General features: G+C 70.5%; 12 protein-coding genes and 1 pseudogene. 4 read left to right on the top strand and 9 right to left on the bottom strand.

Annotated features, from left to right (window positions below):
- Positions 1-69: 69 nt before the first annotated feature.
- The 8 genes and pseudogenes from RTA_RS04695 to RTA_RS04660 form a co-directional block, all read right to left on the bottom strand.
- A pseudogene (locus tag RTA_RS04695) lies at positions 70-909 on the bottom strand (alpha/beta hydrolase family protein); the annotation flags it as partial.
- 4 nt (positions 910-913) lie between these two features.
- Positions 914-2,119: an acetyl-CoA C-acyltransferase gene (locus tag RTA_RS04690; RefSeq protein WP_013900233.1), complete on the bottom strand. Its 1,206-nt coding sequence runs from the start codon at positions 2,117-2,119 to the stop codon at positions 914-916.
- Positions 2,119-2,472, bottom strand: a complete 354-nt coding sequence (locus tag RTA_RS04685; RefSeq protein WP_264362375.1) for an endonuclease domain-containing protein — start codon at positions 2,470-2,472, stop codon at positions 2,119-2,121. The genes RTA_RS04690 and RTA_RS04685 overlap by 1 nt, the downstream gene beginning before the upstream one ends.
- A 110-nt stretch (positions 2,473-2,582) precedes the next feature.
- Positions 2,583-5,006, bottom strand: a complete 2,424-nt coding sequence (locus tag RTA_RS04680) for a 3-hydroxyacyl-CoA dehydrogenase/enoyl-CoA hydratase family protein (RefSeq protein WP_041676105.1) — start codon at positions 5,004-5,006, stop codon at positions 2,583-2,585.
- A 65-nt stretch (positions 5,007-5,071) separates the two neighbouring features.
- On the bottom strand, positions 5,072-5,938 hold the full coding sequence (locus tag RTA_RS04675) for an alpha/beta hydrolase (RefSeq protein ID WP_013900231.1): 867 nt from the start codon (positions 5,936-5,938) through the stop codon (positions 5,072-5,074).
- A 21-nt stretch (positions 5,939-5,959) separates the two neighbouring features.
- The gene (locus RTA_RS04670; protein ID WP_081466211.1) at positions 5,960-6,358 is read right to left on the bottom strand and encodes a DUF2147 domain-containing protein; all 399 of its coding nucleotides are present in this window, start codon (positions 6,356-6,358) and stop codon (positions 5,960-5,962) included.
- Positions 6,359-6,474: 116 nt separating this feature from the next.
- A complete protein-coding gene (locus tag RTA_RS04665) occupies positions 6,475-8,271 on the bottom strand; it encodes an acyl-CoA dehydrogenase C-terminal domain-containing protein (protein ID WP_013900229.1) in 1,797 nt (598 codons plus the stop codon).
- A 26-nt stretch (positions 8,272-8,297) separates the two neighbouring features.
- On the bottom strand, positions 8,298-8,957 hold the full coding sequence (locus RTA_RS04660) for a TetR/AcrR family transcriptional regulator (protein WP_041675052.1): 660 nt from the start codon (positions 8,955-8,957) through the stop codon (positions 8,298-8,300).
- Between the two features lie 172 nt (positions 8,958-9,129).
- On the opposite strand from RTA_RS04660, the gene RTA_RS04655 reads away from it, so the two are divergent.
- The 4 genes from RTA_RS04655 to RTA_RS04640 are packed head-to-tail and all read left to right on the top strand — an operon-like array spanning position 9,130 to position 13,058.
- Positions 9,130-10,401 carry an MFS transporter gene (locus RTA_RS04655; protein WP_013900227.1) on the top strand — a complete coding sequence of 424 codons (1,272 nt, stop codon included), beginning with the start codon at positions 9,130-9,132 and terminating at the stop codon, positions 10,399-10,401.
- Positions 10,402-10,453: 52 nt separating this feature from the next.
- Entirely contained in the window at positions 10,454-11,233 is a 780-nt protein-coding gene (locus RTA_RS04650) for a GntR family transcriptional regulator (RefSeq protein WP_438865679.1), read from the top strand.
- A gap of 8 nt (positions 11,234-11,241) precedes the next feature.
- A complete protein-coding gene (locus tag RTA_RS04645; protein ID WP_013900225.1) occupies positions 11,242-12,231 on the top strand; it encodes a tripartite tricarboxylate transporter substrate binding protein in 990 nt (329 codons plus the stop codon).
- 2 nt (positions 12,232-12,233) lie between these two features.
- Positions 12,234-13,058, top strand: coding sequence for an amidohydrolase family protein (locus RTA_RS04640; protein ID WP_049871220.1), 825 nt, complete (start codon positions 12,234-12,236; stop codon positions 13,056-13,058).
- Positions 13,059-13,075: 17 nt separating this feature from the next.
- On the opposite strand, the gene RTA_RS04635 is transcribed toward RTA_RS04640, so the two are convergent.
- Positions 13,076-13,927, bottom strand: a complete 852-nt coding sequence (locus RTA_RS04635) for a fumarylacetoacetate hydrolase family protein (RefSeq protein ID WP_013900223.1) — start codon at positions 13,925-13,927, stop codon at positions 13,076-13,078.
- Positions 13,928-13,933: the final 6 nt, after the last annotated feature.

Here is a 13,933-nt window from a genome sequence, read left to right as displayed (position 1 = left end):
GCGCAGGCGCCCAGCCCCGGCAGGCGCTGCAGGTCTTCCACGATCTTGGCCCGGCAGGCGCTGCAGGTCTTCCACGATCTTGGGCCAGAGGCTGCCGGCGAACTGCTCGCGGAACAGGCCGAAGTGGCCGATGCGCAGGGCCCGCACCTGGGCCGGCTCGATGCGCTCCACCTGCCGGGGCGCGTTGGCGTACAGGCTCACCAGGGTCTGCGTGCCGCGCCAGGTCATCAGCTCGTCGTCGCTGATGGACAGCGCCAGCACCGGGAAGCGCACCTGGTGGTAGCGCCGGCGGGCGGGTTCTCCCTCGGCGCCCAGGCTGTACAGCGGGTTCAGGCACCACCGGCGCCACTGCATCACCACGCCGGCCGGCAGGTCGCCCACCTTGCGCAGCCTGCGACCGGGAAAGTAGCCGCACAGGCGCGTGGCCAGCGGCACCAGCACCCACCAGAAGTACGGCACCATGCGCCGCAGCCGCGGAGCGTTGTCGCGCCAGTAGCCGCTGCCGGCGGCCACGCTCAGCAGCCCGTCCACCTGGTGCGGATGCTCGAACAGGCCCGGCAGCTGCGCGCCCAGGCTGTGGCCCAGCAAGTACAGCGGCGCCTGGGGCAGTGCGGCCTTGGCGCTGGCGATCACCGCCTCGTAGTCGCGCGTCCAGTCGCTCAGGTCGGCGCAAAAGCCGCGCAGGCTGCGGCCTGGCGGCAGCGAATCGCCGCTGCCGCGGTAGTCGAAGCTGGTGACCCGGAAGCCCTGGCCGGCCAGCCAGACAGCGAAGGGTTCATAGAACGCCTGGCGCACGCCCATGGCGCCGCCGATGACGATGCTGGCGCGCGGCGCGCCGGTCGGCTCGTAGGTGCGCACCGCCAGGCGCGTGCCGTCGGCGGTGGTCAGCTGGGAGGGCTGGTAAGCCATGCGTTCATACGCGCTCGAAGATGCCGGCGGCGCCCTGCCCCATGCCCACGCACATGGTCACCATGCCGTACTTCAGGTTCTTGCGCCGCAGGGCGTGCACCACTGTCGCCGAGCGGATGGCGCCGGTGGCGCCCAGCGGATGGCCCAGGGCGATGGCGCCGCCCATGGGGTTGACCTTGCCGGCGTCCAGGCCCAGTGTGTTGATCACGGCCAGCGACTGCGCGGCGAACGCCTCGTTGAGCTCGATCCAGTCAATGTCCTGGTGCTTGAGCCCGGCCGACTTGAGCGCGGCCGGGATGGCTTCGACCGGGCCGATGCCCATGATGTGCGGCGGCACGCCGCGGCTGGCGTAGCTGACGAAGCGCGCCAGCGGCGTGAGGTTGTAGCGCTTGAGCGCGGCCTCGCTCACCAGGATCAGCGCGCCGGCGCCGTCGGAGGTCTGCGAGCTGTTGCCGGCGGTGACGCTGCCGCGCGCGGCGAACACCGTCTTGAGCTTGGCCAGGCCTTCGACGGTGGTGTCGGGCCGTGCGCCCTCGTCGAGGTTGACGGTGCGGGTCTTGACGCTGACCTCGGCCGATTCGAGGTCCACCGACCGGTCGGCGACCTCCACCGGCGTGATCTCGTCGCTGAACTCGCCGGCCTGCATTGCGGCGATGGCCTTCATGTGCGAGCGCCAGGCGAACTCGTCCTGCGCGTCCCGGCCGACCTTCCACTGCTGCGCCACCTTCTCGGCCGTCAGGCCCATGCCGTAGGCGATGCCGTAGCTGTCGAGGTCTTCCGGATTGGAGAAGATGGTGGGCGACAGCGAGGGCGAATTGCCCATCATGGGCACCATGCTCATGCTCTCGGTGCCGGCGGCGATCATCACGTCGGCCTCGCCCACGCGGATGCGGTCGGCCGCCATCTGCACGGCGGACAGGCCGGAGGCGCAGAAGCGATTGACGGTGATGCCGCCCACGCTCTTGGGCAGCCCGGCCAGCACCGCGCCGATGCGCGCCACGTTCAGCCCCTGCTGCGCCTCCGGGATGGCGCAGCCGCAGACCACGTCCTCGATGGCCTGCGGGTCCAGGCCCGGCACCTGGGCCAGCGCCGAGCGCAGCGCCGTGGCCAGCAGGTCGTCCGGCCGCGTGTTCCTGAAAAAGCCGCGATGCGACCGCCCGATGGGCGTGCGGGTGGCGGCGACGATGTAGGCGTCTTGGATCTGTTTCATCACGGGCTCCTGGTATTGGCTCCCTCCCCCTCCGGGGGAGGGCTGGGGTGGGGGCGATCAGCCGCCTCCCTGAGTTGTTCAACGATGACCGTCAGCACGCCTTCGATGTTCCTCAGGGGTTCGTCACTGGCGAACCGGAGGACCTGGAATCCATGCTCCCGGAAGAATGCCTCGCGCCGCCGGTCGTAGTCGACCTGCTCGGCATGTTGGGAGCCGTCTAGCTCCACAATCAGCCTCGGCGCGAGACACGCGAAGTCGGCAACGTAGTTGCCAAGAGGATGCTGGCGCCGGAACTTCGCTCCCAACTGCTCCATTCGCAACCGTAACCAGAGCTTGCGCTCGGAGTCAGTCATGCTCGCACGCAAGGCGCGGGCATTGGCATGGACTTTTGAAGTGGCCTGTTGTCGCATCGGAGCGCCCCCATCCCGACCTTCCCCCGGAGGGGGAAGGAGGAAAACCGAGTTCAGTTCCTCACGGGCTTGCCCGTGCTCAGCATCCCCAGGATCCGCTCCTGCGTCTTGGGGTACTGCACCAGCTCGCAGAAGGCCTGGCGCTCCAGGGTCATCAGGTACTCCTCGGTCACCAGCGTGCCGGCGTCCACGTCGCCGCCGGTCACCACGTGGGCGATCAGCGAGGCGATGCGGAAGTCGTGCGCGCTGATGAAGCCGCCGTCGCGCATGTTGACCAGCTGCCCCTGGATGGTGGCCTTGCCGCTGCGGCCCGCCACCGGGAACATGCGGCGGTGCGGCGGCCGCCAGCCGGCGTCGGCCATCGCCTTGGCCTCGTTGATCGCCACGTAGAGCAGCTCGTCCTTGTTGGGCACGATGAGGTCGCTGTCCAGCAGGTAGCCCAGCTTGCGCGACTCGAGGGCGCTGGTGCCGACCTTGGCCATGGCGGCCGCGGTGAAGCCCTCGGTCAGGAACTTCAGGATGTCCTTGTCGGTGGACAGCTGCGAGTTCTCGGCCGCGCGGCGCGCGATGTAGGTCAGGCCGCCGGCGCCGGGCACCAGGCCCACGCCGACCTCGACCAGGCCGATGTAGCTTTCCATCGCGGCGACCCGGCGCGACGAGTACACCGCCAGCTCGCAGCCGCCGCCCAGGGCCATGCCGCGGATGGCCGAGACCACAGGCACGGCGGCATAGCGCAGCTTCAGCATGGTCTGCTGCATGAAGCCTTCGGCATCCTCGATCGCGCTCACGCCCACCGCCATGAAGGCCGGCAGCATGGCCTGCAGGTCGGCGCCCACCGAGAACGGCTCGTCGCCGGACCAGACCACCAGGCCCTGGTAGGCCTTCTCGGCCAGTTCGACCGCCTGCGTCAGCCCTTCGCACACCTCGGGGCTGATGGCATGCATCTTGGTCTTGATGCTGGCGATGAGCACCTGGCCACCGAAGGGCCCATCCTGGTCCGCGTCCAGCGTCCACAGCCGGATGCTGGCGTCCTCGTGCAGCGTCTTGCCCGCGGTCTCGTATCGCGGCGCGTTGCTGCCCAGCACGGACTCGGGGAAGTGCTGGCGCCGGTACACCGGCAGCAGCCGGCGCGGCTCGAAGCGGCCGGTGGTCGGGTTCCACGATCCTTCGGGCGTGTGCACGCCGCCCGCCTCGGCCACCGGCCCCTGGAACACCCAGTCCGGCAGCGGCGCCTTGGACAGCGCTTCGCCGGCATCGATATCCTCCTGGATCCAGGCCGCCACCTGCGCCCAGCCGGCTTCCTGCCACAGCTCGAACGGGCCCTGCTTCATGCCGAAGCCCCAGCGCATGGCGAAGTCCAAGTCGCGCGCGGTGTCGGCGATGGAGGCCAGGTGCACCGCCGCGTAGTGGAAGCTGTTGCGCAGGATGGCCCACAGGAAGCGCCCCTGCGGCCCCTCGCTGTGACGCAGCAGCTTCAGGCGCTCGGCGGCGGGCTTCCTGAGCATGCGGCCATAGACCTCGTCGGCCTTCTGGCCGGCGGGCACGTACTCCTCGCTGTCCAGCTCGAAGCGCAGCACGTCGCGGCCCACCTTCTTGTAGAAGCCGGCCTTGGCCTTCTGCCCCAGGTGGCCCAGCTCCAGCAGCTTCTTGAGCACCGGCGGCGTGCCGAAGCTGCCGTAGAAGGGATCGGTGTCGGCCGACAGCGTGTCCTGCAGCGTCTTGATGACGTGCGCCATGGTGTCCAGGCCCACCACGTCCGCCGTGCGGAAGGTGCCGCTGGAGGCACGGCCCAGCTTCTTGCCGGTGAGGTCGTCCACCACGTCGTAGCTGAGGCCGAACTTCTCCACCTCCTTCATGGTGGCCAGCATGCCGGCGATGCCGACGCGGTTGGCGATGAAGTTGGGCGTGTCCTTGGCCCGCACCACGCCCTTGCCGAGCCCGGAGGTCACGAACGTTTCCAGGTCGTCCAGGATCTCGGCTCTCGTGGACGGCGTGGCGATCAGCTCCACCAGATACATGTACCGCGGCGGGTTGAAGAAGTGGATGCCGCAAAAGCGCGGCTTGAGCGCCTCGGGCAGCGCCTCGGAGAGCCGGGTGATGGACAGCCCCGAGGTGTTGGACGCGACGATGGCGTGCGGCGCCACGTGGGGCGCGATCTTCCTGTACAGGTCCAGCTTCCAGTCCATGCGCTCGGCGATCGCCTCGATCACCAGGTCGCATTCGCTCAAGCGAGCCAAGTGCTCCTCGTAGTTGGCCGGCTGGATCAGCGCGGCGTCCTCGGCCACGCCCAGCGGCGCGGGCTTGAGCTTCTTCAGGCCTTCGACGGCCTTCGTGACGATCCCGTTCTTCGGGCCTTCCTTGGCCGGCAGGTCGAACAGCACCACCGGCACCTTGACGTTCACCAGGTGCGCGGCGATCTGCGCGCCCATGACGCCGGCGCCCAGCACGGCGACCTTCTTCACGTTGAAGCGGCTCATGACGGTCGGCCTTTCGTCGGTGGTGGCAGCGCCGGCGGCGCGCTCGTTGCGGTCCTTGTACACGCTCATCTCTCCTGTGTCTCTTCCAAAAAAGCCAGCACGGCGGGCAGCCAGCGTTCGGGCTCGTCGCGCAGGCCATGGGTGTGGTCGGCCCGCGCCAGCACCAGCCGCTTCAGCGGCGTGGCAGGCGAAGCGGCACGCTCGAGCTCGTCGCCGAAGGCCACCGGCGTCCAGCGGTCCGCGCGGCTGTGGATCAGCAGCAGCGGGACGCCGGGCTTGGCCTGCGGCAGGTGGGCCGAGGGGCGCAGGCGCCGCTCGCTGGCCGGGGCGATGCGCCGGGCCAGCTGCAGCACGGCATGGGCAAAGGGATAAGCCTTCCAGAACTGCGCCAGCGAGGGCGCGCAGCCTTCGGCCACCACGCTGTCGAACGGAAAGCGAGGATCGTCGATGGCGTCCAGCGTGTTCATCGCGCCGAACGAGGCCGCCAGCGCATGCACCGGCAGCCCGGGGAAGCGCTGGCGCGCCCATTGGCCGGCTGCCATCACGTCCTGCGGGTAGCCGAAGTTGGTGGACGGGCTCTCGCCGAAGCCGTTGAAGTCGAACGCCAGCACGTGGTAGCCGGCGCCATGCAATGCCTGGGCGTGGCCATAACGCAGCCAGAAGCCCTTGGCGGCCAGCCCCATCGGGTGCGCGCAGACCACGACGCCGCGCGCCTGGGGAGCGGGCTTGAGCACGGCGGCCAGGCTGCAATGGCTGGGGCTGGCGATGCGCACGCGCTCCCAGCCGTCCTGCGGCACGTCCGCCGGCCAGCGCCAGGCCTTCATGAAGCGCCCGAAGAACGGCCGCTTCAGCTGGTGGTGCCAGAACCAGCGCGGCGCCGCCGGCCCGTTGGGCTGGCCGATGGCCAGCGACGTGCGGATCGCTTCACCCATGCCGGTGCGCCTTGCCGCGGTTCACTGCACCCGCACCCAGGTCTGGGTGCGTCCGAAGGGCCCGATGGAGCCGCGCACTTCCAGCCGCTTGCCGCCCTCGACGGGCGTCAGGCGCAGCGTGTACTCGCGCCCGTTCTCCGGGTCCAGGATCTTCCCGCCCTCCCACACCTCGCGGCCCTCGGCCTGGCGGGCGCCGCGGATGATCTCCAGGCCGGCCAGGGGCTGGCCCTTGCGCTCGTCCTTGCACTCGGTGCACACGTCACCCGGCCGGGCGTCCTTGGACAGGCGCTTCTCGATGCGGCCGCTCAGCGCGCCGGCCGACTCGGTGATGCGGATCTCGGCCCTGGCCTCGCCGGTCTTGTCGTCGACGCTGCGCCACAAGCCCACCGGCGTGGCCTGGGCCCAGGCACCGCCCCACATCCCTGCGAGCGCCAGCACCAAGGCGCGGGCCACCGCGGAACCGGCTTTGTCAGGCCGCTGGTGGCGCCCCCTTGAGGGGGAGGCGCCGAAGGCGCTTCGGGGGTGGGCCAATCTTTTCACGCCAGGGCCTCGTCGGTGTCCATCAGCACCTTGCTGCCGGAACGGGCCGCGCGCATCAGCGTCGCGGTCTCGGGGAACAGCTTGGCGAAGTAGAAGCGCGCGGTCTGCAGCTTGGCCTTGTAGAACGGATCCTGGTTGCCGGCGGCGATCTCGCGCAGCGCCACCTGGGCCATGCGCGCCCAGAAGTAGCCGAACACCAGGTGGCCCGCCACGCGCAGGTAGTCCACCGCCGCGGCGCCCACCTCGTCGGGGTTCTGGAACGCCTTGAAGCCGATCTCGGTGGTGAACTTGGTCATCTGCTCGCCCAGGTAGGCCACCGGGTTGATGAACTCGGCCATCTTCTCGTTGACGCCCTCCTCCTCCACCAGCTGGGCCACCAGCTTGCCGAACTTCTTGAGCGTGGCGCCCTGGTTGCCCAGCACCTTGCGTCCCAGCAGGTCCAGCGACTGCACCGTGTTCGTGCCCTCGTAGATCATGTTGATGCGGTTGTCCCGCGCGAACTGCTCCATCCCCCATTCCTGGATGTAGCCGTGGCCGCCGAACACCTGCATGCAGGCATTGGTGGCGATGTGGCCGTTGTCGGTGATGAAGGCCTTGACGATGGGCGTGAGCAGGGCCACCAGCTCGGCGGCGTCCTTGCGCACCTTGGCGTCGGGGTGGTGCAGCTCGCGGTCGATCAGCAGCGAGCAGAACATGGTCAGCGCCCGGCCGCCCTCGGCGTAGGCCTTGGCGGTCAGCAGCATCTTGCGCACGTCGGGGTGCACGATGATGGGGTCGGCCGGCTTGTCCTTGGCCTTGGTGCCCGACAGGCTGCGCATCTGCAGGCGGTCCTTGGCGTAGGCCAGCGCGTTCTGGAAGGCCACCTCGGTCAGGCCCAGCGACTGCATGCCCACGCCGATGCGGGCGGCGTTCATCATCACGAACATGGCCTGCAGGCCCTTGTGGGGCTCGCCCACCAGCGTGCCGACGGCGCCGTCCAGCACCAGCTGCGCGGTGGCGTTGCCATGGATGCCCATCTTGTGCTCCAGGCCGCCGCAGAAGATGCCGTTGCGCCCGCCCAGGGAGCCGTCGGCCTTGACGTTGTACTTGGGCACGATGAACAGGCTGATGCCCTTGCTGCCCTTGGGCGCGTCGGGCAGGCGGGCCAGCACCAGGTGCACGATGTTCGGCACGAAGTCGTGCTCGCCGGCGGAGATGAAGATCTTGTTGCCGGTGATCCGGTAGGTGCCGTCGGACTGCGGTTCGGCCTTGGTGCGCAGCAGGCCCAGGTCGGTGCCGCAGTGCGGCTCGGTCAGGCACATGGTGCCGGTCCACTCGCCGCTCACCAGCTTGGGCAGGTACAGCTTTTTCTGCTCGTCGGTGCCATGCTCGTGGATCGCCTCGTAGGCGCCGTGCGACAGGCCCGGGTACATGGTCCAGGCCTGGTTGGCGCTGTTGAGCATCTCGTAGAAGGCCTGGTTCAGCACCACCGGCAGGCCCTGGCCCCCGTACTCGGGGTCGCAGGAGAGCGCGGGCCAGCCGCCCTCGATGTACCGGGCGTAGGCCGCCTTGAAGCCGGTGGGCGTGGTGACCTCGTGGGTCTCCTTGTCGAGCTTGCAGCCCTCCTGGTCGCCGGTGATGTTGAGCGGGAAGACCACCTCGCTGGCGAACTTGCCGCCCTCCTCCAGGATGGCGTTGACGGTGTCCACGTCCACCTCGGCATGGCGCGGCATCGCCTTGTACTCGTCGGTGATCTTGAGCAGCTCGTGCATCACGAACTGCATGTCGCGCAGGGGCGGGGTGTAGCTGGGCATGGCTGCTCCTTGGGTCTTTGGGGGGATCAGTGGGCGGGGCTGTCGGTGCCGTAGCGCCGCAGGATGTTGTCGAAGCCCGCGTTGGCGCGGGCGATGGAACCGGGGTTCTTCAGGAAGCGCGCCTCGTAGTGCAGCGCCAGGATCAGGCCGTGGATCTCGAACAGCATCTGCTCCTCGTCCACCTCGGCCCGCAGGTGGCCTTCCTCCTTGGCCCCCGCGATGGCGCGCTTCATGGCGGCGTGCCAGGCCATCACCGAACTGGCCAGCGCATCGCGCACCGGGCCTGCCCGGTCGTCGAACTCGACGGCGCCGCTGATGTAGATGCAGCCCGAGTCCAGCTCCACCGAAGTGCGCTTCATCCAGTTGGCGAACATGGCGCGCAGCCGGGGCAGGCCGCGCGGCTCGGCCAGCGCCGGGTAGAACACCTCTTCCTCGAAGCGGGTGTGGTACTCGCGGATCACCGAGATCTGCAGCTCCTCGCGCGAGCCGAAATGGGCGAACACGCCCGACTTGCTCATCTGCGCGACCTCGGCCAGCGCGCCGATGGACAGGCCCTCCAGGCCGATCTGCGTGGCCAGGCCCAGGGCCGCGTCGACGATGGCGGCCTTGGTCTGCTGGCCTTTCTGCAGGGCCCGACCGTCGCGTGGCATGCGCGTGGGCCGAAGGGGGAACTCGCTGACGGACATTGTCTCGGGCGGAAAATAAAACGAACGGTCGTTCTATTTTGCAGGAAATCGGCCGATGCCTCCAGACCGTACCCGGTCCTGGCATCAGGGATCTGTACAAATTGCGGGTTTACCCTGAGGCGCAGGTCCCACCTACGGGAAGGCGCCGGGGCGTGGCACATTCATCCCTCTCATGTCCAGCCTTCCAGCCGATCCCGGCCTCATCGATTCGCGCTATGCCGCGATGCGGCTGCTCACCACGCTGGCGCTGGTGACGCTGGGCAACAGCGGCATGTACGTGGTGGCCGTGGTGCTGCCGGCCGTGCAGGCCGAGTTCGGCGTGGACCGCGCCGACGCCTCGCTGCCCTACACGTTGATGATGGTGGGCCTGGGCATCGGCGGGCTGTTCACCGGCAAGTGGGCCGACCGCTACGGCATCGCGCGGGTGCTGGCCATCGGCGCCGCGGCCGTCTTCGGCGGCTTCGCCTGGGCCGGCATGGCCGACAGCCTGTGGAGCTTCGCGCTGGCGCACGGCCTGCTGCTGGGCCTGCTGGGCAGCTCGTCCACCTTCGCGCCGTTGCTGGCCGACACCTCGCTGTGGTGGAACAGGCGGCGCGGCATCGCCGTGGCCGTGTGCGCCAGCGGCAATTACGTCGCGGGCGCCGTCTGGCCGCCGCTGGTGCAGTGGGGCGTGGAGGAAATCGGCTGGCGCCAGACCTACCTGCTGCTCGGCCTGGTGTGCGGCGTGGGCATGGCGCTGCTGTCGCTGCGCATGCGCCAGCGGCCTCCGCTGGTGGTGGCCGCGCCGGCGGCCAAGGGCCTGGCCGCGGCGGCCGATGCGACACGCCCGTTCGGCCTGCGCCCCGGCCACGCGCAGCTGCTGCTGTGCATCGCCGGCGTGGCCTGCTGCGTCGCCATGTCCATGCCCCAGGTCCACATCGTGGCCTACTGCGCCGACCTGGGCTTCGGCGCCGCGCGCGGGGCCGAGATGCTGTCGCTGATGCTGGCCTGCGGCATCGTCAGCCGGCTGGTCTCGGGCCTGATCTGCGACCGCATCGGCGGCATCCGCACGCTGCTGCTGGGCTCGGCGCTGCAGGGCATCGCCCTGCTGATGTTCCTGCCCTTCGACGGGCTGGTGTCGCTGTACCTGGTGTCGGCCCTGTTCGGCCTGTTCCAGGGCGGCATCGTGCCCGCGTACGCCATCATCGTGCGCGAGCACTTCCCGCCCCAGGAGGCGGGCGCCCGGGTCGGCGCGGTGATCATGGCCACGCTGCTGGGCATGGCGCTGGGCGGCTGGCTGTCCGGGCTGGTGTTCGACCTGACCGGCAGCTACGACGCGGCCTTCCTCAACGGCATCGCCTGGAACCTGCTGAACCTGGCGATCGTCGGCAGCCTGTACTGGCGCGTGAGGAAGAGGGGACCGCCGCCGACCCGCGGGCCCAAGCCGCTGGCGGCGGCGGGCTGACTCGGCACCGGCCTCATCTCCGGGTTTTCCCGGGGGCCGGCAATCCGCTCCTCTGCCACAGTCCTGCAGTCATCTAGAGGACCGCATCATCAACCGACGCCCACCCCTCGCCCTGGTCCAGGCCGAGCCCGGCCAGAGCCGGTACGCCGCCGTCGCGGCCGCGCTGCGGGCCCGGGTGTTGGCCGGCGAATGGGCCCCCGGCACGGCACTGCCGTCGGAACAGGCGCTCGCGGCCGAACACGGCGTGGCGTTGAACACCCTGCGCCGCGCGCTGGAGCTGCTGGCCGAACAGGGGCTGGTGGAGCGCGTCCACGGCCGGGGCACCTTCGTGCGGGCCTCGCTCAGCGGCGCCACCATGCTGCGCTTCTTCCGCTTCGGCAATGCCTCGGGCGAAGTGCCGACCTCGCGCATCGTCGCGCGCCGCCCGTTGGCCGCCTCGGGCGAGGTGGCCATGCGCCTGGGCATCGCCCCCGGCGAGGCGGTGCTGCAGCTGCTGCGGGTGCGCGCGCTGGCCGGCACGCCCTGCCTGCTGGAGGAGATCCACCTGCCGCTGCCGCTGTTCCAGGCCCTGGCCAGTGGGCCCACCGACGCCTGGGACGACCTGTTCTACCCGATGTACGCGCAGCGCTGCGGCGTGCACGTGCAGCGCGCCTGCGACGAGATCGGCTTCGGCACCTTCGGCGCCGCCCAGGCCGCCCACCTGGACCTGCCGCCCGGCCATCCCTGCGCGCGCGTGACCCGGCGCGCCTGGGACATCACGGGCCGCTGCGTGGAGGCGCGCACCACCTACGGCGACGCGCACGCCTTCCACTACAGCCTGACCATCACCTGAGGAGCATCATGACCGCACCCGCCGCATCCCGCCGTACCCTGCTGCGCCTGGCCGGCGCCACCCTGGCCGCGCCCTGGCTGGCCCACGCCCAGGACACCGTGGCCGGGGGCGGCACCGTCACCCTGGTGGTGTCCTACCCGGCCGGCGGCGGCGCCGACCTGATGGCGCGGCTGATCGCGCCGCACCTGTCCCGGGCCCTGGGCCAGAACGTGGTGGTGGACAACAAGCCCGGCGCCAGCGGCCAGATCGCCGCCAGCCAGGTGGCGCGCGCCACGCCCGACGGCAGCCAGCTGCTGCTGGATGCGTCCTCCTTCGCCGTCAATCCCTCGCTGTTCCCCAAGCTGCCCTATGACAGCGACAAGGCCTTCACCCCGCTGGCCGTGCTGGCCCTGTTCCCCAACGTGCTGGTGAGCCATCCCGGGCATGAATCGAAGAACGTGCGCGACCTGATCAAGGCGGCCAAGGCGCGGCCCGGGCAGATCGCCTACGCCTCCTCCGGCAACGGCTCGGCCCAGCACCTGGCGGGGGCGCTGTTCGAGGACCGCGCCGGCGTCAGCCTGACCCACGTGCCCTACAAGGGCGGCGGGCCGGCGATGAACGACGTGATCGGCGGCCAGGTGCCGCTGTTCTTCGCCAACGTGGCCTCGTCGCTGGGCCATATCCAGGCCGGCAAGCTGCGCCCGCTGGCGGTCACCAGCCGCCGCCGGGCCCGCGTCCTGCCCGAGGTCCCCACCATGGAAGAGGCGGGCGTGCCGGGCTACGAGGTGCTGGAATGGAACCCGGTGCTGGCGCCGGCCGGCATCTCGCCGGCGGTCAAGACGCGCCTGGGCACGGCGCTGCGCCGGGCGATGAGCGACCCCGAGGTGCTGGGCCGGGTGCGCAGCCTGAGCGGCGAGGTCTTCCCCGACGGTCCCGAGGGCCTGGTGCCCGCCTTCATCAAGGCGCAGCAGGCGCAGTGGGCCCGGGTGGTGCGCGATCGCAAGATCGCCGTCGGCTGAGCTTGTCGACGCCGCCGCCTCCGCAGCGCGTCGCCGCGACCGGCTGGGACTGCCACGTCCACGTGTTCGACGACGCCCCCGCCGCGCCGGGCGCGCACTACGCGCCGGTGCGCCGGCCGCTGGCCGACATCGAGGCCCTGGCGGCTGCGCACGGCTTCGGCCACCTGGTCCTGGTGCAGCCCAGCGTGTACGGCACCGACAACTCGGTGCTGCTGCGGGCGCTGCGCGCCGGCGCCGGGCGGCATCGCGGCGTCGCCGTGCTGGATGCCTTGGCGCTGCCTTCGCTGCTGGACGAGATGCACGAGGCCGGGGTGCGAGGCGTCCGCTTCAACCTGGTCTCTCCGGTCGGCAGCCAGCGCCAGGCCGCGCTGGCGCAGCTGCGCTCGCTGGCGCCGCGGCTGCGAGCGCGCGGCTGGCACGTGCAGTGGTATGCGCGGGCCGAGGACCTGCCGGTCATCCAGCGGTGCCAGGACGAGACCGGCCTGTGCTTCGTGCTGGACCACCTGGCCGGCATGACGCCCGCCGCCCCGGCGCACGACCCGGCCTGGGAAGCGCTCTCCAGGCTGGCCGCGGCCGGCTGCTGGGTGAAGCTGTCGGGCTGGTACCGGCTCCATGCTGCGCCGCCCTACGACGCCCTGGCGCCCACGCTGTGCCACGTCGCCGCGCTGTTCGACGACCGTCTGGTCTGGGGCTCGGACTGGCCGCACACCAGCTTCGAGCCGCAGGCGCTGCCCGTCTACGAGAGCCTGTGGACGCCGGTGGTGCGGGTGCTGGGCGAGGCGCGCGCCGCGGCGCTGCGCGTCGCGGGCCAGCGGCTGTACGCCTGAGCGCGCGGGCGGCGGCCTCAGCCGGCCTTGAACGCCACCACTTCCTGCCGCTGCTCGCCCAGCCCCTGGATGCCCAGGGTCATGACGTCGCCCTTCTTCAGGTACCTGGGTGGCTTCATGCCCAGGCCCACGCCGGGCGGCGTGCCGGTGGTGATCACGTCGCCCGGCATGAGCGTCATGAAGTGGCTGACGTAGCTCACCAGCTTGGCCGCGTCGAAGATCATGGTGCGGGTGTTGCCGGTCTGCATGCGCTGGCCGTTCACGTCCAGCCACATGTCCAGGCGCTGCACGTTCTCGAGCTCGTCGGGCGTGACCAGCCAGGGGCCGATGGGGCCGAAGGTGTCGCAACCCTTGCCCTTGTCCCACTGGGGGCCGCGCTCGAGCTGGTACTCGCGCTCGCTGACGTCGTTGACCACGCAGTAGCCGGCCACGTGGGCCAGCGCGTCCTTCTTGGCGACGTAGCGGGCGGTGGTGCCGATCACCACGCCCAGCTCGACCTCCCAGTCGGTCTTGGTCGAGCCGCGCGGCAGCATCACGGCGTCATTCGGGCCCTGGATGCAGGTGGTGGCCTTCATGAAGACGATGGGTTCCTTGGGGATGGGCGCGCCCGACTCCGCGGCATGGTCGGCGAAGTTCAGGCCGATGGCGACGAACTTGCCCACGCCCGTGACCGGGCAGCCGAAGCGCGGCTTGCCGCGCACCAGGGGCAGCTTGGCCGGGTTGACCTTGTGCAGCCGGGCCATGCCGATGCTGCCCAGCTGGGCGGGGCCGATGTCCGGCACCACCGAGGACAGGTCGCGCAGCTTGCCGTCCAGGTCGATCAGGCCGGGTTTCTCGCGCCCGGGATTGCCATAGCGAACCAGTTTCATCGTCTT

This window comes from Ramlibacter tataouinensis TTB310 (assembly GCF_000215705.1).
Classification (GTDB): domain Bacteria; phylum Pseudomonadota; class Gammaproteobacteria; order Burkholderiales; family Burkholderiaceae_C; genus Ramlibacter; species Ramlibacter tataouinensis.
The sequence above is the reverse complement of the archived record's forward strand: the minus strand, read 5'-3'. Positions and strand labels throughout refer to the sequence as shown.

What these genes read in the sequence shown, in the direction of transcription:
- RTA_RS04680 (WP_041676105.1), bottom strand. Translation starts at nt 5,006, where the DNA reads ATGAGCCGCTTCAACGTGAAGAAGGTCGCCGTGCTGGGCGCCGGCGTC.
- RTA_RS04685 (WP_264362375.1), bottom strand. Translation starts at nt 2,472, where the DNA reads ATGACTGACTCCGAGCGCAAGCTCTGGTTACGGTTGCGAATGGAGCAG.
- RTA_RS04635 (WP_013900223.1), bottom strand. Translation starts at nt 13,927, where the DNA reads ATGAAACTGGTTCGCTATGGCAATCCCGGGCGCGAGAAACCCGGCCTG.
- RTA_RS04675 (WP_013900231.1), bottom strand. Translation starts at nt 5,938, where the DNA reads ATGGGTGAAGCGATCCGCACGTCGCTGGCCATCGGCCAGCCCAACGGG.
- RTA_RS04690 (WP_013900233.1), bottom strand. Translation starts at nt 2,119, where the DNA reads ATGAAACAGATCCAAGACGCCTACATCGTCGCCGCCACCCGCACGCCC.
- RTA_RS04660 (WP_041675052.1), bottom strand. Translation starts at nt 8,957, where the DNA reads ATGTCCGTCAGCGAGTTCCCCCTTCGGCCCACGCGCATGCCACGCGAC.
- RTA_RS04670 (WP_081466211.1), bottom strand. Translation starts at nt 6,358, where the DNA reads ATGTGGGGCGGTGCCTGGGCCCAGGCCACGCCGGTGGGCTTGTGGCGC.
- RTA_RS04655 (WP_013900227.1), top strand. Translation starts at nt 9,130, where the DNA reads ATGTCCAGCCTTCCAGCCGATCCCGGCCTCATCGATTCGCGCTATGCC.
- RTA_RS04665 (WP_013900229.1), bottom strand. Translation starts at nt 8,271, where the DNA reads ATGCCCAGCTACACCCCGCCCCTGCGCGACATGCAGTTCGTGATGCAC.
- RTA_RS04645 (WP_013900225.1), top strand. Translation starts at nt 11,242, where the DNA reads ATGACCGCACCCGCCGCATCCCGCCGTACCCTGCTGCGCCTGGCCGGC.